Raw genomic sequence first — 19,472 nt, 5'->3', positions numbered from 1 at the left:
CGTGGTCGCGCTGCGCCGCCACGCCCCAAGTGAATAGAGAGAAAGGCCCGCCCATGGACATCGACCTGAGCGTTCTGCGCCTGCTGGAGCGCGAGCGCGAGATCCCCTTCGAGGAACTCGTGCAGATCATCGAGCAGGCGATCCTCACCGCCTACCTCAAGCACATCGGCCAGGCGGACGACGCCGACAAGGCCACCGCCGTGGACGCCCGCGTGCATCTCGACCGCAAGACCGGGCACGTCAGCGTGTTCGTGCCCGAGATCGACGAGGAGGGCGCCGTCGTCGGCGAGTCCGAGGACTCGCCGCGCGACTTCGGCCGCATCGCGGCCTTCGCCGCCAAGCAGGTCATCAACCAGCGGCTGCGCGACATCGGCGACGAGAAGGTCCTCGGCGAGTTCAAGGGCCGCGAGGGCGACATCGTCGCCGGCGTCATCCAACAGGGCCCCAACCCGAAGATGATCCACGTCGACCTCGGCTCGATCGAGGCGATCCTCTCGCCCGAGGAGCAGGTGCCCGGCGAGGACTACAGTCACGGCCGCCGCATCCGCGTCTACGTGACGAGCGTCAGCCGGGGCCCCAAGGGCCCGTCGGTCCAGGTCTCGCGGACGCACCCGTCGCTCGTCCGCAAGCTCTTCGCCCTCGAGGTCCCGGAGATCGCCTCCGGCGTCGTCGAGATCGTCTCGCTCGCCCGCGAGGCCGGCCACCGCACCAAGATCGCCGTGCGGGCGACCGAGCCGGGCGTCAACGCCAAGGGCGCGTGCATCGGCGAGCTCGGCCAGCGCGTCCGCGCGGTGACCGCGGAGCTGAACAACGAGAAGATCGACATCGTCGACTACTCCTCCGACCTGCCGACCTTCGTCGCCAGCGCGCTCTCGCCCGCCAAGGTGACCAGCGCCTTCGTGATCGACCAGAGCCTCAAGGCCGTCCGCGCCCTCGTGCCGGACTACCAGCTCTCGCTCGCGATCGGCAAGGAGGGCCAGAACGCCCGACTCGCCGCCAAGCTCACCGGCGCCAAGATCGACATCCAGCCCGATTCGGTGATGGACGGGGAGTGATCCCCGCTGTCGGCGGTGCGGGGAGGCGCTCCCGGGAACGAGGGAGTACAGTGGAACCCGTCAGAACGTGCGTCGGCTGCCGTCTGCGCGCCCCAAGGGCCTCACTTCTGAGGCTCGTCCTCCCCTCGAACGTCCTCGTGGTAGATCCGCGGGGTGTCCGTGCTGGGCGGGGAGCGTGGCTGCACGACGCGTACGACTGCTACGAGCTCGCGGTGAAGCGCCGCGCGTTCAGCAGGGCGTTCCGGACGCGCGAGAGCGTGGACGCGAGCGCCGTGGAGCAGTACGTCACCCGTGACCTGACCGGCTCGGCTCCTCACCCTGAGGAACCGGCCAGGCGAACGATCACACCGCAGAGAGAACAGGCAGAACGGCCCGTGAACTGATCATGAGCAACGACTGATGAGCGGCTCGAAATGAGATCCGTCCGTTTGTGATGGCCTGCCCCGTCTTGGGCGCAGGTCCGAGACAGGAGAGAAGTGGCTAAACCACGCGTGCACGAGATCGCCGCCGAACTCGGCGTCGACAGCAAGGTCGCACTTGCGAAGTTGAAAGAACTGGGCGAGTTCGTCAAGGGACCGTCCTCCAGCATCGAACCCCCCGTCGCCCGCAAGCTCCGCCAGGCCCTCCAGGGCAGCGCGAGCACGGGTGCATCGTCGACCCCGTCGGCGCCCGCCGCCGGCACCGCCCGTCCGGGGGCTCCCCGCCCCTCGGGTGCCCGCCCCTCCGCGCCGATGCCCGGCCCGGCCAAGCCGCCCACCCCGGCGCCGGCTCCGCCGATGTCGGTCGCCGAGCGTCAGGCGGCCGCTCAGGCCGCCCAGGAGGCCGCGGCCGCGGCTCGCGCCCAGGCCGCTGCGAACGCCCCCGCCGCTCCGGCTCCGACCGAGGCCGCCGCTCCGGCGCCCGCGGCCGAGAAGCCCGCCGCAGCGACCCCCGCCGCCTCGCCCGCCACCCCCGGCGGACCGAAGCCGGCGACCCCGCGTCCGGCCCCGGCGGCAGCCCCGCCGAAGTCCGGCGGCAGCAGCTCCGCTCCCGGCGGCTCCAGCCGTCCCGGTGGCGCCCCGCGTCCGGGCAACAACCCCTTCGCGAGCAACCAGGGCATGGGCCAGCGTCCCGCGACGCCCCCGCGCCCGGGCAACAACCCGTTCGCCAGCTCGCAGGGCATGGGCTCGCGCCCGACGCCCAGCAACATCCCCCGTCCCGCGGCTCCCCGCCCCGGTGCGCCCCGACCCGGTGGACCCGGCATGGGCCAGCGCCCCGCCGGCTTCGGCCAGCGTCCCGGCGGTCCCGGTGGCGGAGCCGGTCGTCCCGGCGGCCCCGGCCGTCCGGCCGGCGGCGGATTCCAGCGTCCCGGCGGCGCCCCCGGAGCGGGTGGCGGCTTCGCCCCTCGTCCCGGTGGCGGCGGCGGTCGCGGTCGCGGCCCCGGCGGTGGTACCGCTGGTGCCTTCGGTCGCGGTGGCGGCAAGAGCAAGGCCCGCAAGTCGAAGCGCACGAAGCGTCAGGAGTTCGAGCTCAGGGAGGCCCCGTCGCTCGGCGGCGTCAGCGTCCCCCGCGGCGACGGCAAGACGGTCATCCGTCTGCGCCGCGGCGCGTCGATCTCGGACTTCGCCGACAAGATCGAGGCCATGACCGGCGTGCCGGTGCCCCCCGGCAACCTGGTCACCGTCCTCTTCGCCCTCGGCGAGATGGCGACGGCGACCGAGTCGCTCGACGAGGCCACCTTCGAGGTGCTCGGCGGTGAGCTCGGCTTCAAGATCCAGGTCGTCTCGCCCGAGGACGAGGACAAGGAGCTCCTCGAGGGCTTCGGCCTCGACCTCGAGCAGGAGCTCGAGGACGAGACTGACGAGGACCTCCAGATCCGTCCCCCCGTCGTCACCGTCATGGGTCACGTCGACCACGGAAAGACGCGCCTGCTCGACGCGATCCGCAACGCCAACGTCGTCGCCGGCGAGGCGGGCGGCATCACGCAGCACATCGGTGCGTACCAGGTCGTCGCGGAGCACGAGGGCATCGAGCGCCCGATCACCTTCATCGACACCCCGGGTCACGAGGCGTTCACCGCCATGCGAGCCCGCGGTGCCCAGGTCACGGACATCGCGATCCTCGTGGTCGCGGCGGACGACGGCATCATGCCGCAGACCATCGAGGCTCTGAACCACGCCCAGGCGGCCAACGTGCCGATCGTGGTCGCGGTCAACAAGGTGGACAAGCCCGACGCCAACCCGGCCAAGGTGCGCCAGCAGCTGACCGAGTTCGGCCTCGTCGCCGAGGAGTACGGCGGAGACGTCATGTTCGTCGACGTGTCGGCCCGCGCGAACACCGGCATCCAGGACCTCCTGGACGCCGTGCTGCTCACCGCGGACGCCGGTCTCGACCTGCGCGCCAACCCCGACAAGGAGGCCCGCGGAGTCGCGATCGAGGCCAAGCTCGACAAGGGACGCGGTGCCGTCGCGACGGTCCTCATCCAGTCGGGAACGCTGCGCGTCGGCGACGCGATCGTCGCGGGAACGGCCTACGGCCGCGTCCGTGCGATGGCCGACGAGAACGGCGTCGCCGTGCTCGAGGCCGTGCCGTCGCGACCGGTGCAGGTGCAGGGACTCTCGTCCGTGCCCCGCGCCGGCGACACCTTCCTCGTCACCGAGGAGGACCGCACCGCCCGCCAGATCGCCGAGAAGCGCGAAGCCGCTCAGCGCAACGCCCTGCTGGCCAAGGCCCGCAAGCGCATCTCGCTCGAGGACTTCACCCGTGCTCTCGAGGAGGGCAAGGTCGAGTCGCTCAACCTCATCATCAAGGGCGACGTGTCCGGTGCCGTTGAGGCGCTGGAGGAGTCGCTCGTCAAGATCGAGGTCGACGACTCGGTGCAGCTGCGCATCATCCACCGCGGTGTCGGTGCGATCACGGAGTCCGACGTCAACCTCGCGACGATCGACAACGCGATCATCGTGGGCTTCAACGTCCGCCCCGACCCGAAGGCCCGCGAGCGCGCTGCTCGAGAGGGAGTGGACATCCGCTTCTACTCGGTCATCTACAACGCGATCGAAGAGGTCGAGAACTCGCTCACGGGCATGCTCAAGCCCGAGTACGAGGAGGTCCAGTCCGGTGTCGCCGAGATCCGCGAGGTGTTCCGCTCCTCCAAGGTCGGCAACATCGCGGGTGTCATCGTCCGCTCCGGCACGATCACCCGCAACTCGAAGGCGCGCGTCATCCGCGACGGCGTCGTCGTCGGGGACAACCTCGCCATCGAGTCGCTGCGTCGCTTCAAGGACGACGTCACGGAGGTCCGTACGGACTACGAGGCCGGTATCGGTCTCGGCAAGTACAACGACATCCAGATCGGCGACGAGATCGAGACGATCGAGATGAAGGAGAAGCCGCGAGGCTGACCCTGATGCTCACTGGAAGGCCCGGGTCCGCCCGGGCCTTCCGGCGTTCCGGGGGTCCTTGCTTCCGGCTTTCGGCCGCTGGTCCGACGAGGGATCGGGAGGCCACTCCTGCCCTCGCGCGACTTCCCGCGGGCCTGCGGCCCGCCCGCCAGACCCGAGCCTGTCGCGCGAGGGCAGGAGTGGCCTCCCTCCCTGCGGGAGGATCGCTCCGCCAGCACGTGCAGAGGGGGCCCGGTCTCCGAGGCATGTCGCGTCGGGTACCTGCACCAGCACGTGGGGTGGGGCGCCTGCGCGGGAGGGGGACCGGGAGCAAGGACTTCCGCCTGTACGGACGGGAGGTGCGGGTGGGGTGTCTCGTCGCGGCTCCTGGCTCGGGTCTGGCGGGCGCGGCGCAGCCGCGCGGGAAGGAGCCGCGGCGAGGCACCCCACCCGCGCCGGCAGCGCCGCGCAGAACCGTCGAGCACAGAGCAAGCCCCCGGCAGGACTGCCGGGGAGTGGTTAGATGGCGAGCCGAACGGTTCGTCGAGAGAGATGAGGACCAGCCATGGCAGATCCGGCACGGGCGAGGAAGCTCGCCGAACGGATTCAGGTGATCGTCGCCAAGCGGCTCGAGCGCGGACTCCGCGACCCCCGACTCGGCTTCGTCACCATCACCGACGTGCAGGTGACCGGTGACCTGCAGCACGCCTCCGTGTTCTACACGGTCTACGGCACCGACGAGGAGCGCGCCGACTCGGCGCTCGCCCTGAAGGCGGCGACCGGCATGCTCCGCACGGAGGTCGGCAAGAACATCACGGCGCGGCTGACGCCGTCGCTCGAGTTCATCCTCGACGCGATCCCGGAGAACGCGAAGCACATCGAGGACCTCCTCGCGACGGCGCGCAACCAGGACACCCAGGTGCAGTCGCTCGCCGCGAAGGCGGACTACGCCGGCGACGCGGACCCCTACGTGAAGCCGCGCGAGGACGAGGACGAGGACTAGGCAGCAGGCCTGAACACCGCGGAGCCCGTGGCGACGTCGACCGATTCCAGGACGACGACGACACGGGCTCCCGGCGTCTGCGGCACCGGGACGTCGACGGTCATCTCCGGGTCGAGCAGCTGGACCTGCGAGCGGGTCCTCGCGGAGGAGACGACGACGCCCTCGAAGGAGGCGCCCTGGCGGCCGCGGAGGATCGCGGCCTCGACGACGGCGGTGGCGGCGCGGGAGGCGGCTCCGGAGCGGCGGTCGCTCGCGGTCATCAGCGCGGGCAGCTCGGGCAGGGCCGTGCGGAGCCAGGCCGGGAGCTCCGCTCCGGTCGAGATCGCGAGGCAGGTGGCCAGGCCGAAGCGGTCGACCAGGCGGCGGAGCGGGGCCGTGACGTGCGCGTACGAGGCGGCGAGGGCGGACTGCTCGGGCTGCTCCGGGGCGGCGCCGTCGAAGGCGGTGTAGCCGGCTCCGCGGAAGAGCGTCGCCGCGGCCGACATGATCGCGAGCTGGGCGGGGTCGGCGGTGTCGAGGCGGCGGAGGTAGGCGCCGTAGAGCTCGTCGGCGCCCCAGGGGACGCCGAGGGCCTCGGTGCGGGCGCGGAAGGCGGCGACGGTGTCCTCATCGGCCGCGGGCATGGTGCGGAGGATGCCGACCCCCGCGTCGAGCATCATCGTCGCGGCCGCCATGCCGGTGAGCAGCGAGACCTGGGCGTTCCAGCCCTCCGAGGGGAGGGGTGCCCGGCGCTCGATCCGGTAGCCGCCGTCGACGGCGACGATCTCCTCCTCGGGGAGGGCGAGGCTCGCTCCGCCGCGCTCGGCCTCGCGGGCGAGGCGCTCGGCGCCGAACCAGGGGAGGAGCGCGATCGAGGGGTGCGGGTCGCCCGCGTCGACGCTGCGCTGGACGCCGGCGTAGTCGAGGCGGGCCGTGCTGCGGACCAGGGCTCGCTCGAGGCGGACCGCCCGCGGCTCGGCGGCGTCGTCGAGCTCGAGGGTCCAGACCAGGGCGCGGCGCTCGACGTCCGGGAGCAGCGAGGCGGTGCCCTCGGAGAGGGCCGGCGGGTGCAGGGGGACGCGGCCGTCGGGGAGGTAGTAGGTCTGGCCGCGGCGGCGGGTCTCGGCGTCGAGGGCGCCGCCGGTGCGGACGACGGCCGGCACGTCGGCGATGGCGTAGCGGAGCACGACTCCGGAGGACCGCCGCTCGAGGTGCACCGCCTGGTCGAGGTCGAGGGAACCGGGCGGGTCGATCGTGACGAAGGGGACGCCCGTGAGGTCGATCCGGCCCGCGTCGTCGGCCGTGCTGTCGGCCTGCTCGGCCTCGGCGAGGGCGTCGGGCGGGAAGGCGCCCGGCAGGTCGTTCGCGGTGCGGACGGCGGCGAGCGCGCTGTCGAGCTCGGCGTCGGGGCGGGGGAGTCGGAGTCGGCGACCGGTCACGGCGCCACGCTACCCGCCTCGTCCGACACCGGAGCGCCGCTCAGGAGTGGGGGAGCAGGTAGCCGTCGTCCGGCGCGCCTGTGGCGAGGCCGTCGGCGAGGAGGCCGGCGAGGGCGCGGTCGCGCTGCTCGGCGTCCGGCCAGAGCGAGGCGATCTCGGCGGCGGTCACCGGGCCGTGCGCGGCGCGGAGCTCGGCGAGGATCAGGCCGCGCACCTGCCGGTCGGAGCCCTCGTACTTCTTCTGCCGTGCCTTGACGGGGCCGTCGTAGGCCGGGTAGCCGTCGGCCCGCCAGGCGCAGGCGTCCCGGATCGGGCAGGCGTCGCAGCGGGGAGCGCGGGCGGTGCAGACAATCGCGCCGAGCTCCATCGCGCCCGCGTTGAAGGCGGCGGCGTCGGCGAGGTCGTCGGGGAGGAGCGCCTCCATCGCGGCGAGGTCGGCCTTCGCGCGCGGCGGGCCGGGCTCGGCCGCGCCGTCGATCGCGCGGGCGATCACCCGCCGGACGTTGGTGTCGACGACGGGGTGGCGGTGGCCGAAGGAGAAGACGGCGATCGCGCGCGCGGTGTAGTCGCCGATGCCGGGGAGGGCGAGGAGCGTGTCGACGTCGTGCGGGACGACACCGCCGTGCTGCTCGGTGATCGCGACGGCGCAGGCGTGCAGGCGCAGGGCCCGTCGCGGGTAGCCGAGCGACTGCCAGGCGCGCACCGCCTCGCCCGGGGGGACGGCCGCCAGATCCGCCGGGGTCGGCCAGCGCTCGAGCCACTCGGCGAGCCGCGGGATCACCCGGACGACCGGCGTCTGCTGGAGCATGAACTCGCTGACGAGGGTGCCCCAGGCGGGGAAGCCCTCGCGGCGCCAGGGCAGATCGCGGGCGTTCTCGCGGAACCAGTCGACGATCGCGGCGGAGAGTGCGGGCGTCGGTGCGACGGGCACCGATGCGACGGGCATCGGTGCGCTGGGCATCGGTGCGCTGGGCGTCGATCCGGTGGGCATCAGGTCACCCTAGGCCGTCCCGCGTATCGTGGGCGAATGACCAAGTGGGCTCCGCAGAAGGCCGATGTGCTCGACGCTCTCGCGGCGGAGGTGCTGCACAACTACGGGCACGGCCGCGTGGCGGTCGGGATCGACGGCGACGACCCGGAGGTGTCCGGCGCGTTCGCGCTCGCGCTGGCCGAGGCGATGCGCCGGGCGGGCCGGGACACGGTGGTTGCGCACCTCGCCGACTTCCGCCGTCCCCGGGCCGAGCGGGAGGATCCGTCGATCCCGGAGGCGCAGCGCGCCTACCTCGCGGGCTACGACTACGAGCTGCTGCGCCGGGTGCTGCTCGATCCGTTCAAGCTGGGCGGCAGCACCGGCTTCGTCCTGGCCGGCTACGACGGCGTGCGCGACGAGGCGCGGCAGGCGCGCTGGCGCACCGCCGGCCGCGACGCCGTGCTGCTCGTCGACGGGCCGTTCGCCCTGCGTCCCGAGCTCCGCGGAGCGTGGAGCACGTCGATCCGGCTCGACACCCAGGAGCCGCCCGTCGACGAGGCCTACCGGGCGAGCACGGATCCGAAGCGGATCGCGGGGATCCTGGTGGACGTCCGCGACCCGGAGCACCCGCGCCGGCTCTTCGCCGACTCCTGCTGAGTCGTCCCGGTCTCCTCCGCTAGACGGAGGACGCCCGCCGGACCACGTCGTCCGCGGGCAGGAACGTGCCCGAGCGCTCGACCTCGTGCACGAGCTCGACGAGCAGCTGGTTGACCGGCGCCTCGCGGCCGAGGCGGTGCGCCGTGCGGACGACGGCGCCGGCCAGATGGTCGATCTCGCTCGGGACTCCGCGCCGCACGCTCTGCAGCGTGGACCCCGGGTTCGGCACGTCGCCCATCCGGGTCGCCATCCGCCGCGGCAGCAGCTCGACGACCGGCAGCGGCGCCGCCGCGAGCGCGCGGATCCGGGCGCCGGAGAGGCCCTGCAGTGCGCCGAAGCGGACGCCGGCGGCCAGGCCGGTCCGCGCCGCCTCCCGCATCGCCCGCGCGAGCAGCCGGCGCAGGCCCGGGTGCGCGATCGTCTCCTGCACGGAGAGCCCGGTGATCGCGGGCAGCGCGTTGACCTCGTTGATCAGCAGCTTCGTCCACTGCGCCCCGAGGAAGTCGTCGGTGGTGGCCGTGGGCACCGCCTCGCCGAGGATCGCGGCGGCCCGGCGGACGTCGTCGTCGGCGGGGCGGCCGGGGACGCCGAGAGTCGTCGTCGCCGGGGCGGTCACCGTGACGCGGCCGGGCTCGAGGTGGCTGGCCGCGAAGAGGGCGAGCGCGCCGACGAGGCGGGCGTCGCGGACCTGGCGGGCGGCGGCGTCCAGGCCGTCGAGCCCGTTCTGCACCACGACCAGGAGCGTGCCGTCGACCGTGCGGCGGTTGGCGCGGAGCGCGTCCTCGGCGTCCTGCGCCTTCGTGCAGAGCACGGCCATATCGGGAACGAGGTCGAGCGTCTCGCCGCAGCGCACCCAGGCGGTGTGCTCGCCCCAGGCGCCGTCGAGGCGGAGGCCCTGCCGCCGGATCGCCGTGAGGTTCTCGCCCCGGGCGGTCACCTCGACGTCGTGTCCTGCGCGGTCCAGGAGAGCGGCGACGGTGCCGCCGACGGCGCCCGCTCCGAGTACGGCGATCCTCATCCGGACAGCCTAGAACCGCGGCGGGCGGCGGCCGTGCCGGGCGCGGGCTCCGCGGGGCCGACTCCCGAACTGCGCGTGTATCCTCGCACCCGTGCTCGAGACTCCCAGCCCTTCTGCGGCGGCTCCGAACGGGATCCTCCTGCTGGACAAGCCGGGCGGGATCACCAGCCATGACCTCGTCTCGCGGACCCGCCGCCGCGCCGGGACGCGCAAGGTCGGGCACGCCGGGACGCTCGATCCGATGGCGACCGGGCTGATGATCCTCGGCCTCGGCCCCTCGACCCGGCTCCTTACCTACCTGGTCGGCCTCGACAAGGAGTACGAGGCGACGATCCGCCTCGGCGCCGCGACGAGCACCGACGACCGCGAGGGCGAGACGCTCACGACCGCCGAGCCCGGCGCGGTGGCGGCGCTCACCGCCGAGGCGGTCAACGCCGTCGTGGCGACCCTCACCGGCGCGATCGAGCAGATCCCGAGCGCCGTCAGCGCCATCAAGGTGGACGGCCGGCGCGCCTACGCCCGGGTGCGCGACGGCGAGGAGGTCGTGCTTCCGGCGCGTCCCGTCACCGTGAGCGCCTTCGACGTCCTCGAGCGCCGGGAGGCCGACGGCTTCCTCGACCTCGACGTCCGCGTCACCTGCTCCTCCGGCACCTACATCCGCGCGCTCGCGCGCGACCTCGGCGCCGCGCTCGGCGTCGGCGGGCACCTCACCGTGCTCCGCCGCACCGCCGTCGGCCCGTTCCGGGTCGCCGAGGCCGGCGTCATCGACGAGCTCGACGTCCCCGCCGCCCTGCTCACGCCGACGGCGGTCGCGGGCGAGCTGTTCCCGCTGCTGCACCTGGACGCCGGCGAGGCGGTCGACCTCGCGAACGGCAAGCGGATCCCGGTGCCCGAGGCGTTCGCGGGAGCCAAGGGCCTGCTCGCCGCCGTCGGTCCGGGGGAGCGCCTGGTCGGCCTCGCCGAGCGCCGCGGCGCCGCGCTGAAGAGCGTCGTCAACTTCCCCACCGAGGACCTCCGGGTGGCGACGTCGTGATCGATTGGTTCACCACCCTCCAGGTCGGCATCGCCGTGGCGGCGGGTCTGCTCTGCCTGGTGCTCGGGATGATCGGCCGGCGCCCCTCCGACGTCACGGTCGGGGCCACCGCGATCGTCGAACTGCTGCTGATCGTCCAGCTCGCCGTCGCGATCGTCTCGCCCCTGGTCGGCAACCGGCCCTCGGGCAGCCTGCCGGAGTTCTACATCTACCTCGTCTCGGCACTGATCCTGCCGCTCGCCGCCGGCTTCTGGGCCCTGATCGAGCGCAGCCGGTGGAGCACGGTCATCCTCGGCGTCGTCTGCCTCGCGATCGCCGTGATGGTCTACCGGATGCACCAGATCTGGTTCTTCCAGGCCGCCTGACGCTCCCGATCCCCGGCCGAGGGGGAGAGGGCGCAGCGAGCGCCTACCATTGACCCTGCGATGTCGAACCAACCCAGCGATGCGCCCGGACGGGCGGCCCAGGACCCAGCTCTGCCACACCCCGATCAGCGACCCGCCCGCTCGGCGCGGTCCCGGGGGATCGGCAGCCTCCTCGTCGTCGTCTACGGCATCCTCGCGCTCGCCGCCACGGGCCGCTCGGTCTTCCAGATCATCGACCGCTTCGACGAGGCGCCGCTCGCCTTCTCGCTCTCGGCGCTCTCCGCCGTCGTCTACATCCTCGCGACCATCGCCCTCGTGGCGCCCGGCCGGGTCTGGCAGCGCATCGCCTTCGTGACGATCACCTTCGAGCTGGTCGGCGTGCTCGTCGTCGGCGCGATCAGCGTGCTGGCGCCGCAGCTGCTCGGGCTCTCGAGCGCCGATCCGTTCGGCCGGCAGTCGACGGTCTGGGCGGCGTTCGGCGCGGGCTACCTGCTCATTCCGCTGGTACTGCCGGTGCTCGGGCTCTGGTGGCTGCGGGTGCAGGGCCGGCGCTCCGCCGCGGGGACGCAGGCCTGATGCGCGTCGAGCAGCGCCCGGCCGACCTCACCGGCATCGGCCCGTCCGCGGTCACCATCGGCAAGTTCGACGGCGTGCACACCGGCCACCGGGCCGTCATCGACACCCTGCACGCGCGGGCCCGCGAGCGCGGTCTCGCGGCGGTCGTCGTCACCTTCGACCGCAATCCGCTCAGCGTCATCGCTCCGGAGAAGTGCCCGCCGGCCTTGGTCGGCAACGAGCAGAAGCTCGAGCTGCTGGCCGGGACGGGGATCGACGCGACCCTGCTGCTGGCGTTCGACGAGCGGTTCCGCGCGCTCACCCCCGAGGAGTTCGTGCAGCAGGTGCTCGTCGACGCCCTGGAGGCGCGCGTGGTGCTGGTCGGCTCCGACTTCCGCTTCGGAGCGCACGGCGCCGGCGACGTCGCGATGCTGCGGGAGCTGGGGGAGACCCACGGCTTCGAGGTCGAGCTGATCGACGACGTGCGGCCCGAGCACGGCCGCCGGGTGTCCTCCACCTGGATCCGCGAGCTGCTCGCCGAGGGCGATGTCGAGCACGCGACCTGGCTGCTCGGCCACGAGCCGGTGGTGCGCGGCGTCGTCGTGCACGGTGCCAAGCGCGGCCGCGAGCTCGGCTTCCCGACCGCGAACCTCTCGCCCGAGTCGCAGGGGCTGATCCCCGCCGACGGCGTCTACGCCGGCCGCTTCGTCACCGAGGGCCGCAGCTACCCGGCCGCGATCTCGGTCGGCAGCAACCCGACCTTCGTCGGCGTGCCGCCCAAGCAGGTCGAGGCCTACCTGCTGGACGAGACGATCGACCTCTACGACCGCGTCGTCGACGTGGCCTTCGTCTCGCGCATCCGCGGCCAGGTGGCCTACGAGGGCGTCGAGCCGCTGATCCGGCAGATGAACGACGACGTCGAGAAGGTCCGCACGATCCTCGGCGCGGAGCGACCGGCCGGCTGACGCTCCCGGACTCGGCGGGGCGGCTCCGGCGGTCCTAGCAGTGGCCGGAGCGGCGCACCAGCGGGAGAGCGCCCAGGGGCGGCGGCGTACCGTGGCTCGCATGAGCGAATCCTCACCCGCCCCGTCGCGCCCCTCGGACCCGTCGCGCCCTCTGGCGCTCGTCACCGGAGCGACCGGCTACATCGGCGGCCGCCTCACCCCGCGCCTGCTCGAGGCCGGCTACCGGGTCCGCGTGCTGGTCCGCGACCCGCGGAAGCTCGCCGAGGTCCCGTGGGCCGAGGAGGTCGAGGTGGCGCAGGGCGATCTCAGCGACCCGGAGTCGCTGGCGGCCGCGTTCGAGGGCGTCGACGTCCTCTACTACCTCGTGCACTCGATGGGCTCGGGCGCCGACCACGCGCGCTTCGAGCAGGTGGAGAGCCGCGCCGCCATGAACGTCGCCGAGGCCGCGCTCGCGGCCGGTGTCGACCGGATCGTCTACCTCGGCGGCCTGCACCCGGACGTCGAGAAGCTCTCGCCGCACCTGCGCTCGCGGGCCGAGGTCGGCCGCATCCTGATGGCCTCCGGCGTGCCGACGATCGCGCTGCAGGCCGGCGTCATCATCGGCTCCGGCTCGACCTCGTTCGAGATGGTCCGCCACCTCACCGACGTCCTGCCCTACATGCCCGCCCCGCAGTGGGTCCGCAACTTCATCCAGCCGATCGCCGTGCGCGACGTGCTGCACTACCTGCTCGGGGCCGCCGCCCTCGAGGACGCGACGCTGAACCGCACCTTCGACATCGGCGGGCCGGACGTCCTCCGCTACGGCCAGATGATGAACGGCTACGCGGTCGAGGCGGGGCTCGCGCAGCGGCCGATCGCGTCGCTGCCGGTGTTCACGCCGTGGCTCGCCTCGCAGTGGGTCAACCTGGTGACGCCCATCCCGCGCTCGCTCGCGGTGCCGATCATCGCCTCGCTGCAGTACGACTGCGTCGTGCGCGAGGACGACATCCGCGGGCTGATCCCGGACCCCGAGGGCGGGCTGACGCCGTACCGCCGCTCGGTCCGGCTCGCACTGGGCAAGATGCAGGCGGGCGAGATCGAGACCAGCTGGCAGAACGCCGAGGTCGTCGGCGCCCCCAGCGACCCGCTGCCGAGCGACCCGGAGTGGGCCGGCCACACGGTCTACGTCGACCTCAAGGTGCGCCGGACGGACGCCGACCCGGCGAAGCTCTGGCGGGTCATCGAGGGCATCGGCGGCACCAACGGCTGGTACTCGTTCCCGCTGGCCTGGGCGATCCGCGGCTGGATGGACAAGCTCGTCGGGGGAGTGGGCCTGCAGCGCGGGCGCCGCGACTCCGAGCGGCTGCACGCGGGCGACGCCCTGGACTTCTGGCGCGTCGAGGCGATCGAGCGGCCGAAGCTGCTCCGCCTGCGCGCGGAGATGAAGGTGCCCGGCGGTGCCTGGCTGGAGATGCGCGCGGAGCCCGGCGAGGACGGCGGATCCGTGTACACCCAGCGTGCCGTGTTCTTCCCGCAGGGGCTCGGCGGGCGGCTCTACTGGTTCGCCGTGCTGCCCTTCCACGGCGTGATCTTCAACGGGATGGCCAACCGCATCACGGCCACCGCGACCGACCTCGCCGACGCCGGCGAGGAGCGCTCCCCTGGTGGGCGCGGGGCGCAGCGGTGACAATGGAGGGGTCCGCGGGCGGCGACGCCGCCTCGGACGCGAACGAGAGGAGCACGATGAGCGAACGATCGGACACGGACGCGGGGCGCGATCTCCAGCTGGGAAAGGTCGCCTTCATCGGCGACAGCATCATCCAGGGCGGGTCCTGGGACGAGTGGTTGACTGCGTCGACGGTCGTCGACGAGGGCATCGGCGGAGCGACCAGCGACGACGTCGTCGAGCGGCTGCCCGAGCTCGTCGAGGCGGCGCCCGACACGGTGGTGCTGCTCGTCGGGACGAACGACCTGGCCTACCACCGCACGACCGAGCACATCGTGCGCAACATCGAGACCATCGTCGCGACCTTCCGCCGCGACCTCCCCGACGTGCGGATCCTGGTGACCTCGATCCTGCCGCGCGCCCGCGAGTTCGGCGCGCAGATCCGCGAGGTCAACCGTCACCTCTGGCAGTTCGCGCCCACGGCGCACGCCGGCTACCTGGACCTCTGGCCGGTGCTCGCCGGCGAGGACGGCGCCCTGCTCGAGCAGTACTCGCCCGACGGCCTGCACCTCAACGAGGCCGGCTACGGCGCCTGGCGCGAGGCCCTCGGCCCGGCCCTCGACTCCGTGCTGCGGATGCCGCCGCGCACCCGGCCGATCACGCTGCCGTACGACGAGTTCGCGCGGCCGAAGACGGCGTAGCGCCTCACCGCCGAGCAGCTCTGCGGAGCCGGAGGGAGCCGTGACCGAGGGGTCCGGCTCCCTTCGTCGTTCCACGGCGCTCGGGAGAGTGCGCGGCGGGGCACGGCTCTTCGGGGATCGATCAGCGGTTCTTGCCCGGGGCATAGGCGGCGACGGCACTGTCGATCGTGCACCCGGCCGGGTGCGCACGAGAGCCGGAGGCGCAGCATGAGCAGCACGATCGAGAACCAGGCACCGGGGACGGCGGAGTGGCCGCCGCCGACGGCGGGGACTGCGGCACCGAGCGCGTCGGAGCCCGCGCAGCCGCGTCAGCCGCTCTGGCGACGGCGCCGCGTCCGCTGGATCGCGCTCGCCGTCCTCGCCGGTCTGCTGCTGCTGGGCGGCGGCTTCGGGATCGGCTACGCCGTCGGGAACTCGGTCGGGTCGTCCGCCGTTGGCGGATTCGACCCGTCGCAGCGGGGCGGGATGCCGGACGGCGGCTTCCCCGGCGGTGGTGGTCCCGGGTCGTTCGGCGGCCAGGGGAGCGGCACCGGGACGGACTCCGGGACCGGGTCGGACACCGGCACCGGTGCCGCGAGCGGGACGGCGAGCTAGGCGAGCACCCGAAGGAAGACCGGACATCTACTCGGGGTGTGCGGGGGCGCGGATGGCGGTATTCCCATTGCATCCCCTCGTTTTATTCACTGCTCGGCCCTCCTGGCCGATGGAGTACGACCTGCGACCCGACGTGATCGAGGTCGAAGGCGTCGCCTACATCGCTGAGGGCAGCCAGCTCGGTTACTTGCGCGAGGGCGTCTCGACCGCGATCGGCTGGCGCGAGTGAGGGTCGTCGGCTACCTGCGGGTCTCGACTGTCGGGCAGGAGTACGGCATCGAGGCTCAGCGCGCAGCGATCGCCGCCACAGCCGAGCAGCGCTGGTGGGACGTCGAATGGATCGAGGACGCTGGCCGGTCCGGGAAGGACATCAACCGGCCTGGCATCACCCGTGCCCTGTCGATCCTCCGAGCCGGCGAGGCCGAGGCTCTCGTCGTGTCGAAGCTCGACCGGCTCAGCCGAAGCCTTGCCGACTTCGCTCGGCTACTCGAGACGGCAGGGAAGCAGGGGTGGGGAGTGGTGGCGATCGACCTCGGCATCGACACCACCACCCCGACCGGCGAGCTGGTCGCGAACATCATGGCCGCTGTCTCCCGCTGGGAACGGCAGATGATCGGCGTCCGCACGAGGGAAGGGCTGGCCGTCGCGAAGGCGAAGGGCAAGCGCCTCGGCTCACCTGTCCTGACGAGCCCTGAGACCGCCGCTCGGATCATCGAGGAGCGCCGAGGCGGCGCAACCCTGGCAGCGATCGCCGAGGGCTTGAACAGGGACTCAGTGCCGCGCGCCGGGGGAGGGGCGAAGTGGTATCCGAGTAGCGTGAGCAAGGTGGCGCGGCGAACAGTGGGTTAGACCATGCACTTAGCTACGGCTTCGTGAAAAAGCTGCCCTGTTGAGGTCGACCCTTCTCGTCGAACCACGTCAGCTCGAAATGGATCCCTCCTTCGATGCCACCAGCTGTGAGGGAGCCGGAGAAGTATCCATCGCTCTCCCCAGATAAGTCGACGAAGTGCGCTCCGTCTTCATGGATGAAGTCGGAGTCGCCGGTGACGTGCACCTCTCGAGCGACGCTTCGCGCGACCATGTTTCGTATCTTGAAGGTTCCGGTCCAATCCTCCGAGATAGTCCATCTGGGCCTCGGAAGGGGAAGTGCCCGCACTTCTCTCTCGAGGTCAGCTCTGGCGCTCGCGAGTTGCTCTTCCAATTCCGCCCGGCCGACCGCGGCTTCCTCTTTGCCCTGTTCATAACCTGCCTTCTGGGCAAGGTCACGCACGTCTTCGATGGCGGCGACGCGCTCCTGAGCCTCGGCCAGCCGCTGTCTGACTGCCGACAGCTCATCGAGGATCTGCTTCCGCTTGGCAGCGCCTTCCGCGACGCCCTGGTCGTAGCCAGCCCGCCCAGCTAGGTCTGAGACTTCCGCTTGTGCTCGGCGGTAAGCGTCATCGATAGCAGCCTGCGCATTGGCCTCTGCAGCTTCGACGTTCCGCCTCCCGGTCTCCAGTGCTTCCTCATACTGCCTCGTCCATGCCCTATCTGCGGCTTCGAGACGGGCGGTCGCTACCTTTTCTGCTCCGGTTCGACCAGCTGTGTGTGCACGTCTGAAGCGTTCAGCATCTCGGACACGTACGCGGGCCCACGTGGTCAAGTACGGAACCGGTATCTTTCGCCACAATTTCGCCACACCAGCCGATACCGGTGCGCGCCAGCGCGGCACCCTCGAGACGACGAACGTGATCAGCGCAAGAGCGGCCGCGACGATGAGGCCACCGACGACGTTCGAGCCGAGCTGCGTCTCGGACCATCGCCAGAAGTCGTCCCAAGTCACGGGCTGAGTGTACCGGCATGGCACACGCACAGACCGGTGGCGCTGTTGCTCGTGTTCCGCCATGCTCGGAAGATGCCTGACCTTCGATTCCGTATCGCGTCCATCACAGCGGCTGCTGGTCAAGAGGCGATCCTGCCGCAAACGGGTGTCACCTGCATCGTCGGAGGCAATAACGCGGGCAAGTCGCGATTGCTTCGCGATATCGTGACGTCAATAAGTGGATCTAGTTCAAACTTTGAAGACGTGGTGACCCTCTCAAATCTTGAGCTCAGCAAGGACACTTTTTCGGAGAGTGAGCTCCGGGCGTGGCTCGAAGGGCGCTTCGGACCCGCTGACGCGAGGGGCGAAATTCCCTCGTGGGGTCCTAGCACGACTAGTCTCAATATCGTTCTGGCGATGGCGGCGATGGGGAATATCACCAATCTCGCAAACTACTTCCTGAGATACGTTGCGGCCTCAGAATCTGTGAGTTTTGCCAGCGGTGAGTATATGCCAATGGGAGGGGATTGGGGGCCCTTCTCTATGATGTATAAAGACGGCTCCATTGTCGAGCAACTATCCGAACTGAGTCAAACATATTTCGGTGATGGTCTGACTTACGACCGAGTGAATCTGAATCCTCGTCTGCGATTTGGTCTTGTCGATCACAGTATCGAAGTCCCCCGTATCGATAACCCGACTCGGGAATATAGCGAGGCTGTGCTAGCGCTTCCGCCCCTTGGATCCCAAGGTGACGGAATCAAGGCCTTTGCGGGTATTGCTCTCCGCCTGATAACCGATCCTGCACAGGTGTTTCTTTTTGATGAGCCTGAGACATTTCTTCATCCTGCGCAGGCGCGCGCGCTTGGTGCCTGGATTGCTCGGATCGCACGTGAGCGAGATTTGCAAATCATCCTGTCGACGCACGATAAGGATCTCGTCCTAGGAATCATGGAGGAATCACGCGCGACGGCCGCGTCGTTCGTTCGTATCTCGCGCCCTACTGATGTATCGAGCTTCGCGACGCTTGACGCTACCGAAGTGGAGGAGGCGTGGAGCGATCCGACTCTTCGCTACTCGAACGTGCTTGACGGTTTGTTCCACCAGACGGTGGTGGTCTGCGAGGGGGACGCAGATTGCCGTTTCTTCTCCGCGGCTCTTGACGAGCACGCGGCACGACTTGGACGACGGTACGGAGCTTCCGAGGTGATGTTTATTCCAACAGGGGGGAAGCAGAATCTCCAAAAGCCCGTCAAGGCTCTTCGTAGTCTAGATGTTCAGGTGAAAGTGATTGCGGATTTTGATCTAATACAGGAGCGATCAGAAGTTCGCGCGCTGGTTGAGGCAGTCGGAGCGAACTGGACCGAATCACTGCAGACGAACTTCGGCGTATTTCGTGGCTGGCTCCGACGCAACATCAGCGATTGGGAAATCGTGAAACATGGAGGGGTGTCTACCATCCGCGACGCAGTGGCGACCCGCGCAGCCAACGAGTTCCTCAGTGAGCTAGAGGCGCTTGGGATCCACGTCCTTCGTATCGGAGAGATGGAGGACTTCGACCACACGCTCGATGTGCCAAAGGCGGCACCTTGGGTCTCGGCCGCGATCGAGAATGACGTCCATGCCACGAACCGAGACGTGCAAGATCTCATGACGCGGATGTTCCCCTGGGTTGCGAAGGCGCAGGTCAGCTGACGATTACGACGCGCTGGCCCATCAGCGCATCTCGGTGATCGAGCTTTCGCTCCGCGAACGACTCCACCGTCTCGCCTGAGCGCTGGCGCACGTAGCTGCCCATGCCCTTCGGGAACTCGTGCACCTCGACGCGCTGAATCAGCACGCGTAGGAAGTTCCGGCGGCGCTCCGGGGACCAACTGCGCCAGTCGAGGCCGTCCGCGAGTGCGTCCGTCATGATCGAGGTTCCGAGGAGCGCGTCGATCTGCCTCGTCGTCTCGTCCGTCTCCACGCGCACACGTTCGACATGCTGCGCGTGCTCACGCTCGGACAGCGCGCCGCGGATGAAGAGGTCGTCCGCTCGGCTCTTCTGATCGCGCAGGTCGTCGCGGTGCGCTTCGAGCTGGGCGATCTTCGCGTCGTCGGCAGGGTCCTGCTCTGCGAGTCGCGTGCGCAGGCGCGGGTTCTTCTCGTCGAGCGACTTCATCACCACGTCGAAGACGTACGTCTCCAGATCGTCGTGGCCGATCACCATGCTTCCGCAGGCGCCGTCACCGTTGACGATCTTCGTGCACTTCAGCGCTGGGCGTCCGTGCTGCATCGTCGTGATCAGGCGCTTCCCGCACCGACCGCACACGCTCAGCCCACCTGCCATCGAG

At 70.9% G+C, this 19,472-nt stretch carries 19 protein-coding genes; 14 read left to right on the top strand and 5 right to left on the bottom strand.

Annotated elements, in window-relative coordinates; translation table 11 throughout:
* The first annotated feature begins 53 nt into the window (after nt 1–53).
* The 4 genes from nusA (at nt 54) to rbfA (ending at nt 5,417) form a co-directional block, all read left to right on the top strand.
* Nucleotides 54–1,055: a transcription termination factor NusA gene (nusA, locus tag EDF43_RS03975; protein ID WP_123445531.1), complete on the top strand. Its 1,002-nt coding sequence runs from the start codon at nt 54–56 to the stop codon at nt 1,053–1,055.
* Nucleotides 1,052–1,438 (top strand): YlxR family protein, encoded by a 387-nt coding sequence (locus tag EDF43_RS03970; RefSeq protein ID WP_308197497.1) that lies wholly within the window; start codon nt 1,052–1,054, stop codon nt 1,436–1,438. Before nusA ends, EDF43_RS03970 begins: the two co-directional genes overlap by 4 nt.
* Before the next feature lie 93 nt (nt 1,439–1,531).
* Nucleotides 1,532–4,435, top strand: coding sequence for a translation initiation factor IF-2 (gene infB / locus EDF43_RS03965; RefSeq protein ID WP_132435732.1), 2,904 nt, complete (start codon nt 1,532–1,534; stop codon nt 4,433–4,435).
* A gap of 544 nt (nt 4,436–4,979) precedes the next feature.
* A complete protein-coding gene (rbfA, locus tag EDF43_RS03960; protein WP_123445535.1) occupies nt 4,980–5,417 on the top strand; it encodes a 30S ribosome-binding factor RbfA in 438 nt (145 codons plus the stop codon).
* Here rbfA and EDF43_RS03955 read toward each other — a convergent pair.
* The gene (locus tag EDF43_RS03955) at nt 5,414–6,835 is read right to left on the bottom strand and encodes an RNB domain-containing ribonuclease (protein ID WP_132435731.1); all 1,422 of its coding nucleotides are present in this window, start codon (nt 6,833–6,835) and stop codon (nt 5,414–5,416) included. The genes rbfA and EDF43_RS03955 overlap by 4 nt on opposite strands.
* 40 nt (nt 6,836–6,875) lie before the next feature.
* On the bottom strand, nt 6,876–7,781 hold the full coding sequence (locus EDF43_RS03950) for an A/G-specific adenine glycosylase (RefSeq protein WP_132436065.1): 906 nt from the start codon (nt 7,779–7,781) through the stop codon (nt 6,876–6,878).
* Between the two features lie 81 nt (nt 7,782–7,862).
* On the opposite strand from EDF43_RS03950, the gene EDF43_RS03945 reads away from it, so the two are divergent.
* Nucleotides 7,863–8,462 (top strand): hypothetical protein, encoded by a 600-nt coding sequence (locus tag EDF43_RS03945; RefSeq protein ID WP_123445537.1) that lies wholly within the window; start codon nt 7,863–7,865, stop codon nt 8,460–8,462.
* 19 nt (nt 8,463–8,481) lie between these two features.
* On the opposite strand, the gene EDF43_RS03940 is transcribed toward EDF43_RS03945, so the two are convergent.
* Nucleotides 8,482–9,480, bottom strand: a complete 999-nt coding sequence (locus EDF43_RS03940) for a 2-dehydropantoate 2-reductase (RefSeq protein WP_132435730.1) — start codon at nt 9,478–9,480, stop codon at nt 8,482–8,484.
* A gap of 91 nt (nt 9,481–9,571) precedes the next feature.
* Between EDF43_RS03940 and truB the strand changes: the two genes are divergently transcribed.
* The 8 genes from truB (at nt 9,572) to EDF43_RS03900 (ending at nt 16,187) form a co-directional block, all read left to right on the top strand.
* Nucleotides 9,572–10,513 (top strand): tRNA pseudouridine(55) synthase TruB, encoded by a 942-nt coding sequence (gene truB, locus EDF43_RS03935; protein WP_132435729.1) that lies wholly within the window; start codon nt 9,572–9,574, stop codon nt 10,511–10,513.
* Complete coding sequence (locus EDF43_RS03930) at nt 10,510–10,878, top strand: hypothetical protein (protein WP_123735382.1); 369 nt, start codon at nt 10,510–10,512, stop codon at nt 10,876–10,878. The genes truB and EDF43_RS03930 overlap by 4 nt, the downstream gene beginning before the upstream one ends.
* Nucleotides 10,879–10,938: 60 nt before the next feature.
* Complete coding sequence (locus EDF43_RS03925) at nt 10,939–11,454, top strand: hypothetical protein (protein WP_243646225.1); 516 nt, start codon at nt 10,939–10,941, stop codon at nt 11,452–11,454.
* A complete protein-coding gene (locus tag EDF43_RS03920) occupies nt 11,454–12,398 on the top strand; it encodes a bifunctional riboflavin kinase/FAD synthetase (protein ID WP_123445541.1) in 945 nt (314 codons plus the stop codon). The genes EDF43_RS03925 and EDF43_RS03920 overlap by 1 nt, the downstream gene beginning before the upstream one ends.
* 100 nt (nt 12,399–12,498) lie before the next feature.
* Nucleotides 12,499–14,064, top strand: a complete 1,566-nt coding sequence (locus EDF43_RS03915) for an SDR family oxidoreductase (protein ID WP_132435728.1) — start codon at nt 12,499–12,501, stop codon at nt 14,062–14,064.
* Between the two features lie 56 nt (nt 14,065–14,120).
* Nucleotides 14,121–14,744 (top strand): GDSL-type esterase/lipase family protein, encoded by a 624-nt coding sequence (locus tag EDF43_RS03910; protein WP_123445987.1) that lies wholly within the window; start codon nt 14,121–14,123, stop codon nt 14,742–14,744.
* A 207-nt stretch (nt 14,745–14,951) separates the two neighbouring features.
* Nucleotides 14,952–15,338: a hypothetical protein gene (locus EDF43_RS03905; protein WP_123735384.1), complete on the top strand. Its 387-nt coding sequence runs from the start codon at nt 14,952–14,954 to the stop codon at nt 15,336–15,338.
* Nucleotides 15,339–15,563: 225 nt separating this feature from the next.
* On the top strand, nt 15,564–16,187 hold the full coding sequence (locus tag EDF43_RS03900) for a recombinase family protein (RefSeq protein WP_207901625.1): 624 nt from the start codon (nt 15,564–15,566) through the stop codon (nt 16,185–16,187).
* A gap of 13 nt (nt 16,188–16,200) precedes the next feature.
* On the opposite strand, the gene EDF43_RS03895 is transcribed toward EDF43_RS03900, so the two are convergent.
* A complete protein-coding gene (locus tag EDF43_RS03895) occupies nt 16,201–17,160 on the bottom strand; it encodes a hypothetical protein (RefSeq protein ID WP_132435726.1) in 960 nt (319 codons plus the stop codon).
* Nucleotides 17,161–17,196: 36 nt separating this feature from the next.
* On the opposite strand from EDF43_RS03895, the gene EDF43_RS03890 reads away from it, so the two are divergent.
* Nucleotides 17,197–18,834: an AAA family ATPase gene (locus EDF43_RS03890; protein ID WP_132435725.1), complete on the top strand. Its 1,638-nt coding sequence runs from the start codon at nt 17,197–17,199 to the stop codon at nt 18,832–18,834.
* Here EDF43_RS03890 and EDF43_RS03885 read toward each other — a convergent pair.
* Entirely contained in the window at nt 18,827–19,468 is a 642-nt protein-coding gene (locus EDF43_RS03885) for a zinc ribbon domain-containing protein (RefSeq protein WP_165909008.1), read from the bottom strand. The two genes, EDF43_RS03890 and EDF43_RS03885, sit on opposite strands and share 8 nt — an antisense overlap.
* Nucleotides 19,469–19,472: the final 4 nt, after the last annotated feature.

This window comes from Rathayibacter sp. PhB179 (assembly GCF_004345345.1).
GTDB lineage: Bacteria > Actinomycetota > Actinomycetes > Actinomycetales > Microbacteriaceae > Rathayibacter > Rathayibacter festucae.
This window is presented reverse-complemented; position numbering and strand designations above follow the sequence as displayed.

Coding starts and splice junctions, on each gene's coding strand:
- nusA (WP_123445531.1), top strand. CDS start 54: ATGGACATCGACCTGAGCGTTCTGCGCCTGCTGGAGCGCGAGCGCGAG.
- rbfA (WP_123445535.1), top strand. CDS start 4,980: ATGGCAGATCCGGCACGGGCGAGGAAGCTCGCCGAACGGATTCAGGTG.
- EDF43_RS03950 (WP_132436065.1), bottom strand. CDS start 7,781: ATGCCCGTCGCATCGGTGCCCGTCGCACCGACGCCCGCACTCTCCGCC.
- EDF43_RS03945 (WP_123445537.1), top strand. CDS start 7,863: ATGACCAAGTGGGCTCCGCAGAAGGCCGATGTGCTCGACGCTCTCGCG.
- EDF43_RS03940 (WP_132435730.1), bottom strand. CDS start 9,480: ATGAGGATCGCCGTACTCGGAGCGGGCGCCGTCGGCGGCACCGTCGCC.
- EDF43_RS03925 (WP_243646225.1), top strand. CDS start 10,939: ATGTCGAACCAACCCAGCGATGCGCCCGGACGGGCGGCCCAGGACCCA.
- EDF43_RS03920 (WP_123445541.1), top strand. CDS start 11,454: ATGCGCGTCGAGCAGCGCCCGGCCGACCTCACCGGCATCGGCCCGTCC.
- EDF43_RS03915 (WP_132435728.1), top strand. CDS start 12,499: ATGAGCGAATCCTCACCCGCCCCGTCGCGCCCCTCGGACCCGTCGCGC.
- EDF43_RS03910 (WP_123445987.1), top strand. CDS start 14,121: ATGAGCGAACGATCGGACACGGACGCGGGGCGCGATCTCCAGCTGGGA.
- EDF43_RS03905 (WP_123735384.1), top strand. CDS start 14,952: ATGAGCAGCACGATCGAGAACCAGGCACCGGGGACGGCGGAGTGGCCG.
- EDF43_RS03885 (WP_165909008.1), bottom strand. CDS start 19,468: ATGGCAGGTGGGCTGAGCGTGTGCGGTCGGTGCGGGAAGCGCCTGATC.